This is a genomic window from Halorubrum sp. DM2 (assembly GCF_901686465.1).
Lineage (GTDB): Archaea > Halobacteriota > Halobacteria > Halobacteriales > Haloferacaceae > Halorubrum.
This window is the reverse complement of the sequence record NZ_LR594487.1, coordinates 1,853,635-1,872,217: the sequence shown is the minus strand read 5'-3', so window position 1 is coordinate 1,872,217 and position 18,583 is coordinate 1,853,635. Positions and strand designations below refer to the sequence as shown.

The following is an 18,583-nucleotide window of genomic DNA, read 5'->3' as shown; positions in this document are numbered from 1 at the left end:
CGGTTCGGGAGGGGGGAAGATCACCACGTCTCGACGACGCCGTCGCGGACGTCCTCGGCACAGCCCTCGCAGTCGGGGTGGCCGGACGCGAAGCAGGCGGGCCGCCCCTCGGCGTCGACCGGCACGGTCCGGCGCTCAGCGTGGCGTCGGCAGACGATGCGGGCGCGCCCGGAGTCGTCGGTCGGGAGGTCGAACCGCGCCGCGCCGGCCGCGTCGCCGTCGGGGTCGTCGCGCCCCTCGGCGTATGCGCGTTTGGCCTCCTCGAACTGCTTTCCCGCCTTCCGGAGCTGCTGGCGGATGACGCGTTCGAGCCGGTCGTCCATGCCGCCCGTTTCGGCGCGGCGGATATAGGTCCGTTGGCGGGACGGGGAGGCAGTCGCCCGGGACACCGCGGAGGACGCCGTCACCGCCCGCCGGGAAAGCTTGATGCGAGTCCCCGCCGATCCCCCGCGTATGTCCGACGACTGCATCTTCTGTTCGATCGTCGCCGGCGAGATCCCGGCCCGGACCGTGTACGAGACCGACGCCGTGCTGGCGTTCCTCGACGCGAACCCGCTCGCGCGCGGGCACACGTTGGTGATTCCGAAGTCGCACGCGCAGCACGTCGGCGACCTCGACGCCGCCCTCGCGAGCGACCTGTTCGACGCGGTCGCGTCGCTCACGCCGCGGATCCAAGACGCGGTCGACGCGGACGGCGCGAACGTCGGGGTCAACGACGGTGAGGCGGCGGGCCAGGAGGTCCCCCACGTCCACGTTCACGTCGTCCCGCGGTTCGATGGCGACGGCGGCGCACCGATCCACGCGGTCGCGGGCGAGCGGCCGGCCCTCTCGGACGACGAACTCGACGCGGTCGCCGACGAGGTCGCGGCCGCGATCGACGGCTAATTGCGGTTTCCGAGTCCCTGACCGGACCGCCGCTCTGATTCGCTCTTTTTAAGAATCGGCTCCGGCGACGCCGGAACATGCAGGCGACGACGCTCGCGCTGGTCGGGGCGACCGGCGGCGCGGGAACGACGCGGACCGCGGTCGAGCTGGCGGCGATGGGCGCTCGCGGCGGCGACGACGTCGCGGTCGTCGACGCCGCGTTCACCACGCAGGGGCTCTCCGAGTACGTGGCCGGCCGGATCGATCCGGACCTCACCGCGCTCCTCACCGACGATACGGACGCGCCGCTGTCGGCGGCGGCGTACCCGGTCGCCGGGACGCGCGACGCCGCGCGGTCCGGATCCGGCGGCGAGCGCGGCAAGAGCAGGGGCGGCGACGGGGACCGCGACGGACCGGTCCTCTCGGGACGCGTCGACGCGGTGCCGGCGCGGGCACCCTTCGAGCGCGTCGCGCGGGCGAAGACCGCGGAGGCCGCCCGGAAGCTGGAACAGCGGATCGACGAGGCGGCGACGACGTACGACGCGGTGGTCGTCGACGCCGCGCCCGCGGGGTCGAACGAGGCGGTCGCGGCCGCGACGAGCGCCGACCGCGCGGCCGCGGTCAGGCCGGCGACGGCGCACGGCGGCGATGCGACACAGCGGCTCCGCGGCCGGATCGCCGACGTCGGGGGAAGCCTCGACGCGACGCTCGCGGTCGAGCACCCCGGCGCGGGCGAGACGGACGGCGACCCCGCAGCCGACGACGCGGGACGGAACGGTTCGGGCGTCGTCCGCGTGCCGGCGACCGACCCCGAGGTGAGGGCCGCCCCGACCGCAGCATCGAGGGGAGACGCGTACGCGCGTGCGATCGCGGTCGCCTACGAGGCCGCGTTCGACGCGTCGCTCGACGTGGAGTTCCCGGAGCAGGGGCTGATAGATCGGATCACGTCCTGAAAGCGGAGTCGAGACGGGGAATCGGGGCGTCGAGATCAGCGAAGCCCGTCGGTGGAACCGAGCGCGTCGCCGAGGGGACCGCCGTCACCGAGTCCGTCTCCGAGCGGCGCTGAGCCGGCGACCTGTGCGTCGACCGCCTCCGCGACGGCGTCGACGGGGTCGTGCGTCTCGACGTACGTCGCCAGCGCGAAGTCCGCCTCGTCGCCGCCCGTGAGTTCGACGGCCTCGCTGCGCGAGGTCCGGCCCGCGAGCCAGTCGCGGACGACGTCGCGCCCGGTCGGGGAGAGCGGGCAGACGCCCGCGACGCCACACCGGTGGAGGGTCTTCGCGGCCGTCATCGGAGAGACGCCCGCCTCGCGGGCCGCGTCGCCGACGCTCCGGCCGGCGGTGTAGGCGTCGACGAGCGTGGCGGTCGCTTCGGGCGTACACGGGAGCGACTCGGCGTGGTCCGACAGGCGGTCGACCAGCGGCGTCTCCGTGTCGTCCGCGAGGGCGACCCCGCGATCGCGCTGGCGCGAGGTCACCTCGACCCCGGCCGCGATCTCCGACAGCGTCATGCGAACCGATGCTCGACGCGGAGGGTTAAAACCACCGTACTGCGGCGGGGTGAGTCGGTGGATCACCGACCGATAACCGGTCGGTTCGAGCGTCGCGATCGGGCCGATCGACCGCCGATCTGCCCGGGTTTAAGTAAGGGATCGGGCCGGAGTTCGACGTGTGATGAGTGAAGCACGCTCGACCCGAACCCGGACGCCCCGCGCCGAAGCCGACGACGTCGCGACCGCCGACCGCGCCGCGACGACGGACCGCGCCGCGACCGCCGACGAGGCGGTCGACCGCGAGGCCGGCGACCGCGAGGCCGGCGACCGCGAGACCGCGACGGCCGACGAGACCGGCGACCGCGAGACGTGTCCGGAGTGCGGCGGTCGGACGCGCGTCGAGGGCGCGGAGCGCGTCTGCGGCGACTGCGGACTCGTCGTCGAGGCCGACCGGATCGACCACGGGCCGGAGTGGCGGTCGTTCGACGACGACGACACGAACCCCAAACGCACCGGCGCGCCCCTGACGCGCTCGCGGCACGACCGCGGGCTCTCGACGGAGATCGGTCGGTCGACGAAGGTGAAGGGGCGCAAGCGGCGGCGGCTCGCCCGGATGCGGACCCAGCACAACCGCGCGCAGATCTCGACGAAACGCGACCGCAACAAGGTGTACGCGTACACCGAGATCCGGAGGCTCACCGGCGTCTTGGAGCTACCCGACAGCGTCCGCGACACCGCCTGTTCGCTGTTCGACTCCGCGCAGGAGGAGAGCCTGCTCCGCGGGCGCTCGCTGGAGGGGTTCGCGGCCGCCTGCGTCTACGTCGCCTGCCGGACCGCCGACGTGGCCCGCACCGTCGGCGAGGTGTGCGCCGAGGCGAAGGCGAGCGAGGACGAGCATCAGGCGGCGTTCGACGCGATGAACCGCGAACTCGGCCTGCCGATCGCACCGACCGGTCCCGCCGAGTACCTCCCGCGGTTCGCCAGCGACCTCGGCTGCGACCCCGCCGTCGAGCGCCGAGCGGGCGAGCTGGCCGACCGCGCCGTCGAGGAGGGGATCGCAAACGGCCGCAACCCGGTCGGCGTCGCGGCCGCCTGCCTCTACACCGCCGCGCGCGAGTTGGACGCGGAGTGTACCCAGCAGGAGGCCGCCGACGTCGCCGACGTGACGCCCGTGACCGTCCGGCGGACGTACGTCGACCTCACGGAGGAGTGAGCCGGTACTCGGGGGAGAGCCGAGTAGTACGGCGGGAGGTCAAATCACGACCCTTCGACCGACCACCGCTCCCTGACCGCGAGGTGTACCTGCGAGACGACGCCCAAGAGCGGGAGTTCGAGCAGCGGGCCGATCACGAGCGCCAGCGGGATCAGCGGCTCGTTCGGAAAGGCGACGACCGCGATGGCGAGCGCGGTGGGGGAGTTCCGCGAGAGGATAGTGTTGTTGAAACAGACCAACTCGCCGTACGAGAAGGAGAGCAGGCGGCCGGCGAGGAACCCGACCGCGAGGTTGATCGCGTAAAAGAGCACGACCGGAACCGCCATCAGCGCCAGCAGGCGCGGGTTCTCAACGATCACGTCCCCCTGCGACGCGAACATCGCCCCGATGGCGAGCGCGAGGAAGACGACCTGGATCGGACTCATCCGCGGCAGGAACCGCTCCCTGAGCCACGTCGCCCCCTTTCTCCGGGTGATCCACCGGCGGGCGACGGCCCCGAAGAGGAGCGGGACGACCAACACGAGGAGGACGCTCTCGGCCAGCAGCGCGAGCGGCAGGTCCACCAGCGTCCCCGCGAACGCGTAGAGGTACACCGGCAACAGCACGAGCTGGAGGACGAGGTTGTACGGCAGTACGGAGGTCGCGAGCGGCACGTCGCCGTCGGCGACGTCCGTGAACACGAGGTACCAGTCCGTACACGGCGTCACGAGGAGCATTATCAGCCCGATCCAGAGCGCGGGCTGGTCGCGGAGGAAGACAGCGCCCAGTCCGACCGCGAGGAGCGGACTCCAGACGAAGTTGACTAGCAGGCTCGACCCGACGACTCGGCGGTTCCCGAACGCCTCCCGCAGCCGGGACAGCGGAATGCCGACGAACGCGGCAAACAGCATCCCCATCAGGAACGGGACGATGAGGCGGTCCGCGACGGGCGCGACGCCGTCGACCTGCCCGAGGGCGAGCCCCGCGGCGATGGCGGCGAAGACGAGCGCCGACTGGTACTTCTCGACGGTGTCCATCGTCCCGTGGGTTCGGACGCGGGATGCTAAGCGTGTGGATCGCTCGGAGAAGCGTGAAAGACGGCAGGAGAGCCGTCGGTTCGTGACGGACCGGCGGGCGGGCGCGGCGGCGTCAGCGGGACCGCGTAGCGAGCAGGTGGGGAGGGAGCGGAGGGAATGCCCCGCCCGCCCGGCGGGCGTCACGCATCTAAATCCACGTGCGGGGGATAATTCTACGTTAGCTATCGATAGTACGGATAGACCGAACAATCGAATCAGGTCGGACGAGTCGCGTCGTGCGTGTCGACCGGGCACGGTTCGACGGCTCTGGTTCGTTCGTCGACCTCGATCCCGTTCGTCGGCCGCGCTATCGCTCGTCGAGCTTGTGCTTGAACGCGAAGAAGACGCGGCGGCCGGTCTCGGTGAGCCGGACGGTGTCGGAGCGGCCGACGTCCTCTAATTCGACGTAGCCGCGCTCGCGCAGCGGCGAGAGCACGTGGGTCTCCAGCGCGCGGTACTTCGCCGTCCGGCTCTCGCCCGCCTCGCGGAGGAACGACAGCCCGCGCTCGCGCGCCCACTCGATCAGGTTCCACTTGTCCGTGGTCAGGTTCCCCTCGGCGCGGTCGTGGAGCCGACCGAGCACCGCGACCTGGTCGGTCGTGGGCGCGTCCATCGGGTAGATGGGCAGGTCGACGGTACGCTCGACGCCCTCGGTGAGCGGCTCCTCACGGAGGTCGTGGCGGTGGCGCTCGGGCTCGACGCTGTAGGGGCGCGCGCCGACGATCATACAGGCCATCGCGACGCCGACCGCGGCGATCCGCGGGCCGGTCGAGACGTTTCCGAAGAGGCGGTCGCCGTCCGCCGCGCCGGCCTGATGGCGGGCGGAGATCGTCGTCGTCACGCCGAGCACGTCGTACACGTCCGCGAGCGCGACCGGGACCGGTCGGACCTCGGCGAACTCGGCGACGGCCGTCCACGCGTCGCGCTGGTAGTCGGTGAGTTCGTCGGGTTCGATGCGGGTGTCGGCCGGGTCGCTCGCCGTCGCGGCCGCGAAGTCCACGTCGCCGCGCTCGCCGTCGCGGTCGGGGGCGTCGACGAGCAGGTACGCGACGTCGGCACCGTGGCGGCGGAGGGGTTCGACGATCCGGTCGCGCTCGTAGCCGAGCGGGACGACGTGGACGCGCCGTTCGGCGACGCTGGGGACCGAGGTGTCCATATCGTCGTTGTCTGCGGCGGTCGGTTAAATCACCTGCCCTGAGCCGGACGGAGGTTTCCGGCGCGGCTCCGGAGCGCTCGGTACCGATCACGAGCCGTGGGGTCACGTACCACGAAAACCGTTAAGCCCGGCTGTCGCCTACGTGCGGACATGAGCGCTGACCGGTCCGCCCTCCGGCGGGCCATCGAGCGCGGCGAGCGGGATGGCGGCGCTATCGAGTTCAAGGAGCGGCTGACGCGCGAGGTCCACTTGGCCGACGGGCGCATGGAGTCGCTCGTGGCCCAGCTTCGTCACCGCGTGCTCTCCGGCGACGGCGAGGCGACCTACGTCCTCGGCGTCACCGACGACGGCGGGCTGGCGGGCGTCTCCCCGGAGAGCTTCTCCGAGACGATGGACGTGCTCTCGCTGCTGGCCGACGAGGCGGACGCCCACATCGCCGACGTCGAGACGTGGAGCGCCGGCGACGGGGGCGACGCCGACGAGGCGGGGTTGGTCGGGCTCGCCACCCTGCGCGACGGGGGCGTGTTCGAGGCCGACGAGGACCACCTCGTGGTCGGCACGGCCGGCCACGTCGACCACGGGAAGTCGACGCTCGTGGGGACACTCGTCACCGGACACGCCGACGATGGGCAGGGCGGCACGCGCGGCTTCCTCGACGTCCAGCCCCACGAGGTCGAGCGCGGTCTCTCGGCGGACCTCTCGTACGCGGTGTACGGATTCGACGACGACGCCGACGAGCCGGTCCGGATGGACAACCCCCACCGGAAGGCGGACCGCGCCGGCGTCGTCGAGGCGGCGGACCGCCTCGTCTCGTTCGTCGATACGGTGGGCCACGAGCCGTGGCTCCGGACGACGATCCGCGGGCTGGTCGGCCAGAAGCTCGACTACGGGCTCCTCGTCGTGGCCGCCGACGACGGGCCGACGAAGACGACCCGAGAACACCTCGGAATCCTGCTCGCGACCGAACTGCCGACCATCGTCGCGGTCACGAAGGCGGACGCGGTGAGCGACGACCGGCTCGCCGAGGTCGAACGCGAGGTCGAGTCGATGCTCCGCGACGCCGGGCAGACGCCGCTTTTGGTCGATCGCCACGGGGTCGACACCGCGGTCGCGGAGGTCGGCGACGGCGTCGTCCCCCTGCTGCGGACCAGCGCGGTGACGAAAGACGGGATCGGGACGCTCGATCACCTGTTCGAGCGCCTGCCGAAGCGCGCGACGCCCGACCGCGAGACGTTCCGGATGTACGTCGACCGGAGCTATAAGGTGACGGGCGTGGGCGCGGTCGCCTCCGGCACGGTGAACTCCGGGACCGTCGAGACCGGCGACGAACTCCTGCTCGGTCCCATGCCCGACGGGTCGTTCCGCGAGGTGGAGGTGCGGTCGATCGAGATGCACTACCACCGGGTCGACAGGGCGACCGCGGGGCGGATCGTCGGCATCGCGCTGAAGGGCGTCGACGAGGCGGAGATCGAACGCGGGATGGCCTTGGTGCCTCGGGGGAGCGAGCCGGAACCGGTCCGGGAGTTCGACGCCGAGGTGATGGTGTTGAACCACCCGACCCGGATCCAGGAGGGGTACGAGCCGGTGGTACACCTCGAAACCCTGTCGGAGGCGGCCGCGTTCTTCCCGGAGGAGGGGCGGCTCCTCCCGGGCGACACGGGCGAGGCGCGCGTCCGGTTCAAGTTCCGCCCGTACCTGATCGAGGAGGGGCAGCGGTTCGTCTTCCGCGAGGGGTCGAGCAAGGGGGTCGGAACCGTGACGGGCGTCGGAGAGACGGGCGAGGGGCCGGCTTCTGACGGCCGCTGACACCGAACTGGACCCAGTCACCCGTTCCGTCCGGATGCGGGTTACTCCTCCCGACGGGTATCGAGGTTCGACATCATCGCGGAGACCGATTCGCGACCTTCGGCCAGCGATCCTGTCAGATTATCTTCGGATCCGAGCGGCGTTCGGGGTATCGCAACGGACAAAAAGGCACCACAGCGGGGAGAGATGACCGTACGGACAACGTGAGCCAAAATATTTATTAAACAGAAACAAGACTTCGGCAGTATGCGTCGACAACACACACAACGCATTTCGCGACGGAAGGTCCTCGCCGGCGGGGCAGCCGGTACCTCCCTCCTGCTCGCCGGGTGTACCGGCGGCGGCGACGGCGGCGACGGCGGCGACGGCGGCGACGGCGGCGACGGCGGCGACGGCGGCAGCAGCGGTCCGACCCTGTACTTCTCGCAGGCGAAGGGGCCGCTCGACATGGACCCGATCGTCATGAACGACGTCCCGTCCGCCCAGATCACCGGACAGCTCTTCGACGGTATCTACGAGTACGGCGAGGGCGTCGGCATCGAGCCGAAGATCGCCGCGGAGATGCCGACGGTCGAGCGCGACGGCACCCGCTTTATCGTCCCGCTGCGCGAGGACGCCGAGTTCCAGAACGGCGACCCCGTCACCGCGGAAGACGTCGTCCACACGATGCTCGCTCCCGTCGAGGAGCAGACCGAGAACGCCCCCGAGGTCAACATGATCGACAGCGGGGAGGCCATCGACGAGTACACGGCTCAGTTCGATCTCTCGTACCCTTACGGCGCGTTCACGATCGCCATGGTGCGCAGCGTCGTCAACGCCTCCGTGCGTCAGGAGGACACCGAGGCGTACAATCAGGACCCGGTCGGCTCCGGTCCCTTCCAGCTCGTCGAGTGGGAGCCTGAGGACTACGCGACCGTCGAGCGGTGGGACGACTACTGGGACAGCGACAACCTCCCGGAGATCGGCCAGATCGAGTTCGACCCCATCGAGGAGCAGACGACCCGCGTCACCGAGTTGGAGACGGGGAACGTCGACGTCATCGAGACCATTCCGCCCCAGCTGTACGAGACGGTCGAGAGCAACCAGAACGCCAGTATCACCGAGGAACCGGGTGTGGGATACTTCTACCTCGCGTTCAACTGCGCCAACGGTCCGACGAGCGACCCCCTCGTCCGCGAGGCGGTCGACTACTGCTTCTCGATGGATCAGGCGGTCGAGAACTTCGTCGAGCCGTCCGGTGTGCGACAGTACAGCCCGTACCCGTCGTCTATCTCCGAGGAGTGGAACTTCCCGGTCGACGAGTGGTCCGAGATCTCCCACGGACAGGACCTCGAAGAGGCGCAGGCGCTGTTCGACGAGGCCGGCGTTTCGATGGACTACGACTGGCGGATCATCGTTCCGCCGGACGACAAGCGCGAACAGATCGGTATCAGCATCGGCGACGGCCTCCAGAACGCCGGCTTCGACAACGTCGAGGTCCAGCGACTCGACTGGGGGACGTTCACCGAGGCGTACCAGAGCGACGACGGGCCGAACAGCGCGGACGAGTACAACATGTACACGCTCGGCTGGTCGGGCAGCCCGGACCCGGACGCGTTCGTGTACAACCTGCTGAGCCAGGAGACGGACGGCGTCACCAACGGGACCTTCCACGGGTACGACGAGGCCTCCGAGAAGCTGACGCAGGCCCGCGAGTCCGCCGACCGCGAGGAGCGCCGGCAGCTCTACATCGAGGCGACGACGACGCTGCTCGAGGAGCGCGTCCACATCCCGGCGTACAACCTGAACAACTCCTACGGAGTCCGTAGCGCCGTGGAGGGCTTCAGCGCACACCCGATCTCGTCGGAGATCCAGCTGGACGACGCTACGGTGTCCCGGTAATCGAGTCGGGAGACGAACGGAACGAATCGCGTCGGAACCACGACGAAACCGCGTCGCGACGGTGGATGGATCGCGGCGCGGATGCGGCCGGACGCGAGCCCTTCGGGACGTCGTCGACGCGTTCGGCGGCCGTCCGCGGTCACCGTCTTGGTGGTCGGCGGGAGCGAAACGGATAAGCGACAGCAAAGACCGAATCGAAGCAACGAGAGATCCACGACAGTGAGTTTACTTCGGTATACACTCCGACGGTTCGCACAGGCGATACCCGTACTGATAGGTATCGTGACGATAACCTTCTTCCTAGCAAACCAGATCCCCGGCGACCCGGTGGAGATCATGCTGGGACCGACGCCGGCACAGGAGCAGGTCGAGGCGATCCGGGCCCGGTACGGTCTCGACCGGCCGATACACGTCCGGTACTTCACGTACCTCTCCGGCGTCTTGACAGGGGATCTCGGCCTCAGCATCTACTACGACCGGCCGGTCTTGGAGATGATCATGCTCCGGCTGCCGGTGACGCTGTTGCTCATGCTGTCCGCGTTCGCGTTCGCGATCGTCACGGCGATCCCGTTAGGCGTGCTTTCGGCCAAGCGGCGGAACGAGCCGGCCGACCACGTCTCCCGGATCGTCTCGCTGATCGGCGTCTCGACGCCGTCGTTCTGGATCGGACTGGTGTTGATCATCGTCTTCGCGTTCTATCTCGGGTGGTTCCCCGCGCGGGGACTCATCCTCCCGTGGGCGAACCCGGCTGACGTGCGGGGGGCGGCGACGCAGTTCGAGGTGCTCCGCCAGTCGGTACACCACCTCTTCTTGCCGATGATCGCGCTCGGAACGCTCCAGATGGCACAGATCACGCGGATCGAGCGCTCGTCGATGGTCGACTCGCTTCAAGGCGAGTACGTCAAGCTCGCCCGGGCGTACGGAGTGCCCGAGTCGACGATCGTGCGCAAACACGCGTTCCAGGTCGCACAGCTCCCGGTGATCACCATCATCGGTCTCGGACTGTCGACCGCCCTCGGCGGTGCCGTGCTCACGGAGACCGTCTTCGAGATTCAGGGGATGGGACGGCTGATCATCACGGCGATAAACAACCAAGACTACGAACTGATCATGGGGACGACGCTTGTGTTCGGGTTCGTGTACGTGATCGGCGTAATCGTCACGGACATCACGTACAGCTACCTCGACCCGCGGGTCACCTACGGTGAAGACTGATGTCGATAAACAGCGCAACTTCGGACGACGACACGCCGGACGGGGCCGACGAGAGCGGCGGGCCGGACGAGGTGGAAGCCCGAGTCGGCCTCCGGTACACCCTGAAACAGGTCAGACAGGACACGACGGCGCGGATCGGGACCTACATCGTCGGGTTCATGACCTTCGTCGCGATCTTCGCCGCGTTCGACTACTACGTCCTCGACTACGCGATCGCGGAGGCGGTGCTGTACAACCCCGAGACCGACCCGGAGAACGTCCGGCGGCTGCTCCCGCCGGTCGGCATGGAGAACCAGTTCGGGCAGGGCGTGCTCGAACACCCGCTCGGGACCGACCACCGGGGCCGCGACCTGCTCGCGCGGACCATCTACGGGACCCGGATCGCGATGACGGTCGGCTTCCTCGCGACCGCGATCGGGCTCGGCGGCGGCACCGTCATCGGCGCGGTCTCCGGCTACTACGGCGGCTGGATCGACGACGTGCTCCAGCGGGTCACGGAGACCATCTACGCGATCCCGTTCCTCGTCTTAGTCATCGCGTTCATGACCGCGTTCGGGCGGGACCTCACGTTCGCGATGATCGGCGTCGGGATCACGGCGATCCCCGTGTTCAACCGGCTCATCCGGTCGCGGGTCGTCTCCATCCGCGAGGAGGACTACGTCGAGGCCGCCCGGGCCGCCGGGGTGAAGGACCGCAACATCATCTTCCGGCACATCATCCCGAACAGCTTCGCGCCGGTGTTGGTCCAAGCGACGCTTCAGGTCGGGGTGAGCATCCTCATCGTGGCCGGGCTCTCGTTCCTCGGCTTCGGCGCGCAGCCGCCGACGCCGTCGTGGGGACAGATGCTGTCGGCCTCGCGGGGGTACATGCTCCCCGCGCCGACGTTCAGCATCTTCCCCGGCATCGCCATTCTGATCACCGTCATCGGCTTCAACATTCTCGGCGACGGCCTACAGGACGCCCTCGATCCGCGGATAAACAACTGACATGAGCGAACCACTACTCAGCGTACGCGATCTCAAGACACAGTTCTTCACCGAGGACGGAACGGTCCGCGCCGTCGACGGCATCTCCTTCGACGTTCATGAGGGAGAGATCGTCGGGCTCGTCGGCGAGTCAGGTGCCGGGAAATCCGTCGCGACCTCCAGTATCCTCCGGCTCGTCGACAGCCCCGGCGAGATCGTCGGCGGCGAGATCGAGTTCAAAGGCGAGACGATCTTCGGGCTCGAAGAGGACGACGACGGCGAGTTGCGGCCGCGCGACGAGATGCTCACCGAAAACGAGATGCGGAAGCGGATCCGCGGCCGCGAGATCGCGATCATCTTCCAGGACCCGATGGAGTCGTTGAACCCCGTGTTCACGGTCGGGGGACAGCTCCGGGAGTTCATCGAGATCAACCGCGACCTCGACGCCGACGAGGCGAAAGAGGAGGCGATCGACATGCTCAGGGAGGTCGGGATCCCGGCACCCGAGTCGCGGTACGACGAGTACCCGCACCAGTTCTCCGGCGGGATGCGACAGCGCGTGCTGATCGCGATGGCGCTCGCCTGCCAGCCGGATCTCATCATCGCCGACGAGCCGACGACCGCGCTCGACGTCACGGTCGAGGGCGAAATCTTGGAGATGGTGACCGACCTCCAAGAGAAGTACGACACCTCCTTCATCTGGGTCACCCACGACATGAGCGTCGTCGCGGAGATCTGCGACCGAGTCAACGTGATGTACCTCGGCGAGATCATCGAGCAGGCCGAGGTTGACGACCTGTTCTACGACACGAAACACCCGTACACGACGGCGCTGCTCGACTCGATGCCCCGTCCCGACCGGACGGTCGACGAGCTCAGACCGATCGAGGGGGTGATGCCGGAGGCGATCGACCCGCCCGCCGGCTGTCGGTTCCACTCCCGGTGCCCCGAGGCCCGGGAGGTGTGCCGCGAGGTCCACCCCGAGCCGCGAAATCTGAACGAGGAGGGAGAAGCGCGCCACGCGGCCGCGTGCGTGAAACACGACGCGTTCGACGTGGGGTACGACGAGAGCCCGCCGATGGAGGCAGAGGCGGCCGGCGGCTTCTCCGCCGGCTTCACCGAGACCGGGGGTGAGGCGGAATGAGCGAGGTCGGGCCGCCCGAGTCGGACCCCGAGGCGCTGTTACAGGTCCGCGACCTGTGCAAGCACTTCGACAACGAGAGCGGGCTGTTTGCCGGCGTCCAACTCGACGACGAGTTCCCGTACGTCAGCCGGTCCACCTCCGACGTCCGCGCGGTCGACGGCGTGAGCTTCGACATCAAGGAGGGGGAGACGCTCGGGCTCGTCGGCGAGTCCGGCTGCGGGAAGTCGACGCTGGCGCGCACCGTCCTCCGGCTGTTGGAACCGACGAGCGGGAGCGTCTACTTCCAGGGGAAGGACCTCGCGTCGCTGTCCGGCGAGCCGCTGCGGCGGATGCGGAAGGACATGCAGATGATCTTTCAGGACCCGCAGTCCTCGCTCGACCCGCGGATGAAGGTCGGACCGATCGTCGAGGAGCCGATGAAGGCGCACGGCATGCTCGACGAGGAGGGCCGCGAGGCGCGCGCGAAGGAGCTGTTAGAGAAGGTCGGACTCGACCCGCAACACTACAACCGCTACCCCCACGCGTTCTCCGGCGGGCAGCGCCAGCGCGTGAACCTCGCGCGTGCGCTGTCGGTGAACCCCGACTTCATCGTCTGCGACGAGCCGGTGAGCGCCCTCGACGTCTCGATTCAGGCGCAGGTGCTCAACACGATGGAGGAGCTACAGGAGGAGTTCGACCTGACGTACCTGTTCATCGCGCACGACCTGAGCGTCATCCGGCACATCTCGGACCGCGTCGCGGTGATGTACCTCGGCGAGGTCGTCGAACTGGCCGACAAGGAGGAGCTGTTCGAGAACCCGAAACACCCGTACACGAAGGCGTTACTCGATGCGATTCCGGTTCCGGATCCGAGGAGCGGCGGGCGGAAGGCGCTTCTGTCCGGCGACGTACCCTCCCCGATCGACCCGCCCTCCGGCTGTCGGTTCCGGACGCGGTGTCCGAGTGTGATCCAGCCGGACGAGTACGACATGACAGACGAGGCGTGGCGGAACGTCGTGAAGTTCCAGCGGGCGGTCGAGCGCCGGGCGTTCGAGGAGACCGACCCGAACGCGCTCCGCGGCCGGTACTTCGACGACGCGACGCCGAGCGGCGACGCGGGCACCCTGCTCGACGAGGCGCTCGGGCACATCGAGCGCGACGAGTGGGACGACGCCGAACGGCTCCTCGCCGAGCGGTTCACGGACGAGAGCGTCTGCGCGACCTCGAACCCCGCCTATGAACTGGGGTCGGAACTCGGCGACGACCGCCACTACGCGGCGTGTCACCTGCGGCGTGACGAGGCGGTCGCCGCGGCCGTAGACGAGAGCGCGTTCGACGACGGTGTGCGGGCCGGCAGACCGGAAGCGGACGACTAGCGGCGCTCGCTTTTCCACGATATAGTTCGCCGGCTTTGTTGGGATCCTCTTTTCAGAGACGTTTCGCCTGAAACGGCTGATCGCTGAAGGGCGGTTATAAATTGCGGATCGACACGACTACCGAAGTCCCAGCCGCTCGGCTATACCTGACTATTTTTGTCGAGGACGGCTTCACAACGGAGACCGCCGAAGCCCCAGTCGCGAGGCGGACAGACGCTCGCTGTCGTTCGAAAGGCGCAAAGCGCCTTTCGTGATGACGAGACGCCGAAGGCGTCTCGAACCACGCTCCTCGTCGCTCGTTTCACTCGCTCCTGCGGTGCTTGCGTCGCCTCTGTCAGCCTCGCGACTGCCCCTTCGAGTCCCGCCCCGCACCGCACAGCCTCACGCCTCCCCAGCCTCGTCGACCGGTCTCCGCTTCGCTTCGACCGGTCGACTCCCTCGCGCGGCGCTCCTCGGCCGCGGTGCGGCCTCGGAGGCACGCGCCACCGCACTAAGTTCAGCGGATCAATCACTACGTCACCTGTGCTGAGCGATCCGGGCTGTAAAACCACCAACTCCGCAGGATTTCAACGTCGCCAATTCGTCCGGGAACCGACCACGGCGGACCGGCGTTCGGGGGCTATCGGATGCGGATTTCCGTGGTTGCCTCGTGGCGCTCGCCGGCGTCGGGGACCGGGACGAACGCGGTTATCGTGTGGTCCCCGCGCTCGGCCCGGACCGAGCGGTCGAGGCCGTCGCCGGCGGTACGGCGGAGACGACCGTTCCACGTGGCCGTCGCCCGCTTCGTCTCGCCGGCCCGGAGCGACAGCGCGGACTCCTCGTCGCGCACGTAGCGCCGCTCGTCGGTGGCCTCCGTGACGCCGTCGACCGCCCAGCCCCACGAGCGGCGGGTGGACGTGGGGACCTCGACCGGGACCGGCAGGCGGTTCCGGATGGCGACGGTGATCGCGACCGGCTCGTCGGGCGCGTACTCGGCGGCGTCCGTGCTGACGGTCACCTCGACCGCCCGGCGCGCCACGGAGCGCGGCACGACGCGCCCGAGGGCGTTCGAGAGGTAGTTCTTCGTCTCGTCGAAGCCGGTGCGGTCCGTCGAGGCGTCGTGGCGTCTGTCGACCATGTGGGTCTCTGAAACCGTGAAATCGGCGGTTCGGCTCGCTGTAGGCGGGTCGCGGTACTAAGCGTTCGGGTCGGCGTCGCCGGACTGTGCCGGATCGCCCTCGCCGGACTGTGCCGGATCGCCGCCGTCGTCGACCTCGACCAGTTTCATCAGCGGGTAGCCGTCCTCCATCTCCATCCGCGTGCGGACCGCGACGCCCTCGTAGTCGATCCGCATCTCGACGTCCATCAGCGAGCCGGTGAGTTCGGTGTAGCCGTTCTCGTGGTCGATATCGGCGGCGACGCGGTCGTCATGGATCGTGACGTCGACCGCCTCGCAGTACGGCTGGTTCTCGATCGACTCCGCCATCGCTGCCTCCAGACTCCGCGCGCTCGACGGGCTGACTGGCGTGCCGGCGAACTGGTGGTATAGCGAGCCGAACTTGATCCCGGCCTCGAAACACGCCTGCTGGGCGTCGCTTGCCATGTCAGAACGCGGCCGCGGGCGGTCAAGAAGGTTCTGACGGCAGCCGGAGAGAGGCGTACCGTCGGCCGGGTCAGCCGAGGGTCAGCGGGAGCAGTCCGTCGTCGCCGCCGTCACCGGAACCGCCGTCGCTCGTGTTTCCGTCGTCCGTGGTGTTACCGCTGTCAGTCGTGTTGCCGTCGTCTGTCGTGTTGTCGCTGTCGCTCGTGTTGCCGTCGTCCGTCGCGTTCTCGCCGTCGCTCGCGCTTCCGCCCTCGGTCGTGCCGTCGCCGGAGTCGCCCGATCCGTCGGCGTCGCCCGCGTCGGTCCCGTTCTCCCCGTGGAGTCCCTCGTCGAAGATGTCGGTCTCGATCGTCTCCTCGTAGGTCAGCGCGTCCAGCGGGACGGTGATCCGCTCGCCGCCCGGGAGTTCGACCACGGCGTAGAACTCGATGCGGAGGTCGCTCACCTGGTGACCGCTAACCGACTCGTCGAGGTGGGTCACCCACCAGTCGTCGAGGCGCTCGTTGCGGAGCGCGGCCGTGAGTTCGACCGTCTCGGAACCGTACGAGGGGATGACGTACTCCTCCTCGGTGGACCCCGACCCCATCTCGACGCCGTTCATCGTGAGGTCGTAGCCGATCTCCGTGACCGCGTACGGCTCCAAGTTCGGGTTGTACACGTCGAACTCCATCTCGATCGGGGTCTCGGTCTCGCTCACGGTCCCCCACTGGCCGCGCGTCTCGTTGACGTAGAGGACGGGGTCGTCGACGAGCGGCGCGTCGGCGTTCACCGGTCGGGTCTCCTCGGAGTCGAACGCGCCGATCAGGTCCGTCTCGATCTCTCGTGTCCGGGTGAGTTCCGTGCTTCAGCCGAGCAGGTCCGAGGTGATCGTCGCGTCGATGCCGACCGTGGTCCGCTCGTCGTTCTCGACGTGACTCACCCACCACGGCGGGATCGCGTCGTTCCGGAGGCGGCTCTCGAATCCGATCGACGAGTTACCGGACGCGACGGCGATCCCGTCGCGCGTGCCGTTGGCCATCCGGATCTCGTTCATCGAGACGGCGTAGTCGATCGAGACGCCGTCGAGTCCGATCCCGACCGGGTTCGGGTTCGAGACGACCAGATCGGTCTCGACGACGGTAGTCTCGTTCGTCACGTCGCCGAAGGAGTTGTTCACGCCGGCGACGCTCGGGACGCCGAACACGCCGAGCGCGAACGCCCCGCCGACCGCGGCGGCGGCGACCGCCAGCCCGACGAGCGCGATCCGGAGCTTTCCCGCGGTCAGCGCCGACAGGACGCCGCTGGGTGTCATACCGGTGGACTCCCGGCGACTCGTAAAGTCGTGTCGCTCGGTCACGCCGAGCCGCGAGAGGGCGGCGAGACCGCGACACGAGACGGCGGCGAGACCGCGACACGAGACGGCGACGGGACCGCGACACAAGACGGCGACGGGACCGCGACACAAGACGGCGCGATCGGAACCGAAGGCGTTTGGTGCGGGGGACGGAACGGACGGACATGGACTACCTCCGCGTCACCGGCGGGCGGGTGCTTCGCCCCGACGGGCGGGTCGAACGGGCCGATATCGCGGTCGACCGCGACGAGGGAACGATCCAGGCCGTCAGGTCGCCGGCCGAGGTGGACGACGCCGTCGGCGCGACCGCCGACGAGACGCTCGACGCGTCGGACTCCCTCGTGATCCCCGGACTCGTCAACGCGCACACGCACGTCGCCATGACGCTGCTGCGCGGGTACGCCGACGACAAGCCGCTCGACCCGTGGCTCCGCGAGGACATCTGGCCGGCGGAGGCCGAACTGACGCCCGACGACGTCGAGGCGGGCGCGGAGCTCGGCGCGGTCGAGATGATCCGGTCGGGGACGACCGCGTTCGCGGACATGTACTTCGCGATGGACCGCGTCGCGGACGCCATCGACCGCGCGGGGCTGCGCGCGCGGCTCGGCCACGGCGTCGTCACCGTGGGCAAAGACGACGGGGACGCCCGCGCGGACGTAGAGAAGAGCCTCGCCGTCGCCCGCGAACTCGACGGGGCCGCGGACGGCCGGATCCGCACGGCGTTCATGCCGCACTCGCTGACGACGGTCGGCGAGGAGTACCTCCGCGAGGGGATCGCCGAGGCGCGCGAGGCGGGTATCCCGGTCCACCTCCACGCGAACGAGACGACCGACGAGGTCGATCCGATCGTCGACGAGCGGGGCGAGCGACCGATCGCGTACGCCGAGGATCTCGACGCGCTCGGCCCGGACGACTTCTTCGCACACGGCGTCCACGTCGACGGCTCGGAGATCGACCGGCTCGCCGAGGCGGGGACCGCGGTGGTCCACTGTCCGGCCTCGAACATGAAACTCGCGAGCGGGATGGCCCCGGTCCAGCGCCTCCGCGAGGCGGGCGTGACGGTCGCGCTCGGCACCGACGGGGCGGCCTCGAACAACGACCTCGACGTGTTCGACGAGATGCGCGACGCCGCGATGCTCGGGAAGCTCGCCGCGGACGACGCGAGCGCGGTCCCCGCCGCGGCGGTCGTGGAGATGGCGACTGCGGGCGGCGCGGACGCCCTCGGCCTTCCCGGGGGTCGGATCGAGTCGGGCGCGGCCGCGGACCTCGCGGTCGTCGACTTCGACGCCCCGCACCTGACGCCCGTCCACGACCCCGTCTCGCACCTCGCCTACGCGGCCCGCGGGAGCGACGTGCGCCACACGGTGTGTGACGGCGAAGTCCTCATGCGCGACCGCGAGGTGCTGACGCTCGACGCCGAGGCGGTCCAAGCGCGCGCCGCCGAGGCCGCGAGCGACCTCGTCGACCGCGTGGATGCGGCGGAGTAAGAAGGAAGACGTGTCGCTCCGATCTTTTTCGCGGT

General features: G+C 69.2%; 16 protein-coding genes and 1 pseudogene. 10 read left to right on the top strand and 7 right to left on the bottom strand.

From position 1 onward, the window contains the following. Positions 1 to 20: 20 nt before the first annotated feature. Complete coding sequence (locus QOL69_RS09530) at positions 21 to 323, bottom strand: DUF7091 family protein (RefSeq protein ID WP_283402974.1); 303 nt, start codon at positions 321 to 323, stop codon at positions 21 to 23. Between the two features lie 130 nt (positions 324 to 453). Between QOL69_RS09530 and QOL69_RS09525 the strand changes: the two genes are divergently transcribed. Together QOL69_RS09525 and QOL69_RS09520 are read left to right on the top strand one after the other, a co-directional pair. Beyond that, positions 454 to 885, top strand: coding sequence for an HIT domain-containing protein (locus tag QOL69_RS09525; protein ID WP_283402973.1), 432 nt, complete (start codon positions 454 to 456; stop codon positions 883 to 885). 77 nt (positions 886 to 962) lie between these two features. Then, positions 963 to 1,817, top strand: a complete 855-nt coding sequence (locus QOL69_RS09520; RefSeq protein WP_283402972.1) for a P-loop NTPase family protein — start codon at positions 963 to 965, stop codon at positions 1,815 to 1,817. Positions 1,818 to 1,852: 35 nt separating this feature from the next. On the opposite strand, the gene QOL69_RS09515 is transcribed toward QOL69_RS09520, so the two are convergent. Beyond that, positions 1,853 to 2,374 carry a DUF7858 family protein gene (locus QOL69_RS09515; RefSeq protein ID WP_283402971.1) on the bottom strand — a complete coding sequence of 174 codons (522 nt, stop codon included), beginning with the start codon at positions 2,372 to 2,374 and terminating at the stop codon, positions 1,853 to 1,855. 163 nt (positions 2,375 to 2,537) lie between these two features. Between QOL69_RS09515 and QOL69_RS09510 the strand changes: the two genes are divergently transcribed. Continuing rightward, the gene (locus QOL69_RS09510) at positions 2,538 to 3,569 is read left to right on the top strand and encodes a transcription initiation factor IIB (RefSeq protein ID WP_283402970.1); all 1,032 of its coding nucleotides are present in this window, start codon (positions 2,538 to 2,540) and stop codon (positions 3,567 to 3,569) included. Between the two features lie 44 nt (positions 3,570 to 3,613). On the opposite strand, the gene QOL69_RS09505 is transcribed toward QOL69_RS09510, so the two are convergent. Beyond that, the gene (locus QOL69_RS09505; protein ID WP_283402969.1) at positions 3,614 to 4,585 is read right to left on the bottom strand and encodes an arsenic resistance protein; all 972 of its coding nucleotides are present in this window, start codon (positions 4,583 to 4,585) and stop codon (positions 3,614 to 3,616) included. 346 nt (positions 4,586 to 4,931) lie between these two features. Next, entirely contained in the window at positions 4,932 to 5,780 is an 849-nt protein-coding gene (locus QOL69_RS09500; RefSeq protein WP_283402968.1) for an HFX_2341 family transcriptional regulator domain-containing protein, read from the bottom strand. Between the two features lie 150 nt (positions 5,781 to 5,930). On the opposite strand from QOL69_RS09500, the gene QOL69_RS09495 reads away from it, so the two are divergent. The 6 genes from QOL69_RS09495 to QOL69_RS09470 all read left to right on the top strand — a co-directional run bounded on the left by QOL69_RS09495 (position 5,931) and on the right by QOL69_RS09470 (position 14,146). Continuing rightward, entirely contained in the window at positions 5,931 to 7,586 is a 1,656-nt protein-coding gene (locus QOL69_RS09495; RefSeq protein ID WP_283402967.1) for a GTPBP1 family GTP-binding protein, read from the top strand. Between the two features lie 246 nt (positions 7,587 to 7,832). Continuing rightward, complete coding sequence (locus QOL69_RS09490; RefSeq protein WP_283402966.1) at positions 7,833 to 9,467, top strand: ABC transporter substrate-binding protein; 1,635 nt, start codon at positions 7,833 to 7,835, stop codon at positions 9,465 to 9,467. A gap of 219 nt (positions 9,468 to 9,686) precedes the next feature. After that, positions 9,687 to 10,682, top strand: coding sequence for an ABC transporter permease (locus QOL69_RS09485; protein ID WP_255331281.1), 996 nt, complete (start codon positions 9,687 to 9,689; stop codon positions 10,680 to 10,682). Beyond that, on the top strand, positions 10,682 to 11,668 hold the full coding sequence (locus QOL69_RS09480) for an ABC transporter permease (RefSeq protein ID WP_048077519.1): 987 nt from the start codon (positions 10,682 to 10,684) through the stop codon (positions 11,666 to 11,668). Before QOL69_RS09485 ends, QOL69_RS09480 begins: the two co-directional genes overlap by 1 nt. Before the next feature lies 1 nt (position 11,669). Next, entirely contained in the window at positions 11,670 to 12,791 is a 1,122-nt protein-coding gene (locus QOL69_RS09475; RefSeq protein ID WP_048077520.1) for an ABC transporter ATP-binding protein, read from the top strand. After that, the gene (locus QOL69_RS09470) at positions 12,788 to 14,146 is read left to right on the top strand and encodes an ABC transporter ATP-binding protein (RefSeq protein ID WP_048077521.1); all 1,359 of its coding nucleotides are present in this window, start codon (positions 12,788 to 12,790) and stop codon (positions 14,144 to 14,146) included. The genes QOL69_RS09475 and QOL69_RS09470 overlap by 4 nt, the downstream gene beginning before the upstream one ends. A 619-nt stretch (positions 14,147 to 14,765) precedes the next feature. Here the strand turns inward: QOL69_RS09470 and QOL69_RS09465 are convergent. The 3 genes and pseudogenes from QOL69_RS09465 to QOL69_RS09455 all read right to left on the bottom strand — a co-directional run bounded on the left by QOL69_RS09465 (position 14,766) and on the right by QOL69_RS09455 (position 17,019). Beyond that, a complete protein-coding gene (locus QOL69_RS09465; protein WP_283402965.1) occupies positions 14,766 to 15,263 on the bottom strand; it encodes a DUF7974 family protein in 498 nt (165 codons plus the stop codon). 57 nt (positions 15,264 to 15,320) lie between these two features. Continuing rightward, on the bottom strand, positions 15,321 to 15,728 hold the full coding sequence (locus QOL69_RS09460) for a dihydroneopterin aldolase family protein (RefSeq protein ID WP_283402964.1): 408 nt from the start codon (positions 15,726 to 15,728) through the stop codon (positions 15,321 to 15,323). A 70-nt stretch (positions 15,729 to 15,798) separates the two neighbouring features. Then, positions 15,799 to 17,019 (bottom strand): annotated as a pseudogene (locus QOL69_RS09455) (LEA type 2 family protein). A 206-nt stretch (positions 17,020 to 17,225) separates the two neighbouring features. On the opposite strand from QOL69_RS09455, the gene QOL69_RS09450 reads away from it, so the two are divergent. Further along, positions 17,226 to 18,548 carry an amidohydrolase gene (locus tag QOL69_RS09450; protein ID WP_283402963.1) on the top strand — a complete coding sequence of 441 codons (1,323 nt, stop codon included), beginning with the start codon at positions 17,226 to 17,228 and terminating at the stop codon, positions 18,546 to 18,548. The last annotated feature ends 35 nt before the right edge of the window (positions 18,549 to 18,583 follow it).

What these genes read in the sequence shown, in the direction of transcription:
- QOL69_RS09530 (WP_283402974.1), bottom strand. Translation starts at nt 323, where the DNA reads ATGGACGACCGGCTCGAACGCGTCATCCGCCAGCAGCTCCGGAAGGCG.
- QOL69_RS09525 (WP_283402973.1), top strand. Translation starts at nt 454, where the DNA reads ATGTCCGACGACTGCATCTTCTGTTCGATCGTCGCCGGCGAGATCCCG.
- QOL69_RS09520 (WP_283402972.1), top strand. Translation starts at nt 963, where the DNA reads ATGCAGGCGACGACGCTCGCGCTGGTCGGGGCGACCGGCGGCGCGGGA.
- QOL69_RS09515 (WP_283402971.1), bottom strand. Translation starts at nt 2,374, where the DNA reads ATGACGCTGTCGGAGATCGCGGCCGGGGTCGAGGTGACCTCGCGCCAG.
- QOL69_RS09510 (WP_283402970.1), top strand. Translation starts at nt 2,538, where the DNA reads ATGAGTGAAGCACGCTCGACCCGAACCCGGACGCCCCGCGCCGAAGCC.
- QOL69_RS09505 (WP_283402969.1), bottom strand. Translation starts at nt 4,585, where the DNA reads ATGGACACCGTCGAGAAGTACCAGTCGGCGCTCGTCTTCGCCGCCATC.
- QOL69_RS09500 (WP_283402968.1), bottom strand. Translation starts at nt 5,780, where the DNA reads ATGGACACCTCGGTCCCCAGCGTCGCCGAACGGCGCGTCCACGTCGTC.
- QOL69_RS09495 (WP_283402967.1), top strand. Translation starts at nt 5,931, where the DNA reads ATGAGCGCTGACCGGTCCGCCCTCCGGCGGGCCATCGAGCGCGGCGAG.
- QOL69_RS09490 (WP_283402966.1), top strand. Translation starts at nt 7,833, where the DNA reads ATGCGTCGACAACACACACAACGCATTTCGCGACGGAAGGTCCTCGCC.
- QOL69_RS09480 (WP_048077519.1), top strand. Translation starts at nt 10,682, where the DNA reads ATGTCGATAAACAGCGCAACTTCGGACGACGACACGCCGGACGGGGCC.
- QOL69_RS09475 (WP_048077520.1), top strand. Translation starts at nt 11,670, where the DNA reads ATGAGCGAACCACTACTCAGCGTACGCGATCTCAAGACACAGTTCTTC.
- QOL69_RS09470 (WP_048077521.1), top strand. Translation starts at nt 12,788, where the DNA reads ATGAGCGAGGTCGGGCCGCCCGAGTCGGACCCCGAGGCGCTGTTACAG.
- QOL69_RS09465 (WP_283402965.1), bottom strand. Translation starts at nt 15,263, where the DNA reads ATGGTCGACAGACGCCACGACGCCTCGACGGACCGCACCGGCTTCGAC.
- QOL69_RS09460 (WP_283402964.1), bottom strand. Translation starts at nt 15,728, where the DNA reads ATGGCAAGCGACGCCCAGCAGGCGTGTTTCGAGGCCGGGATCAAGTTC.
- QOL69_RS09450 (WP_283402963.1), top strand. Translation starts at nt 17,226, where the DNA reads ATGGACTACCTCCGCGTCACCGGCGGGCGGGTGCTTCGCCCCGACGGG.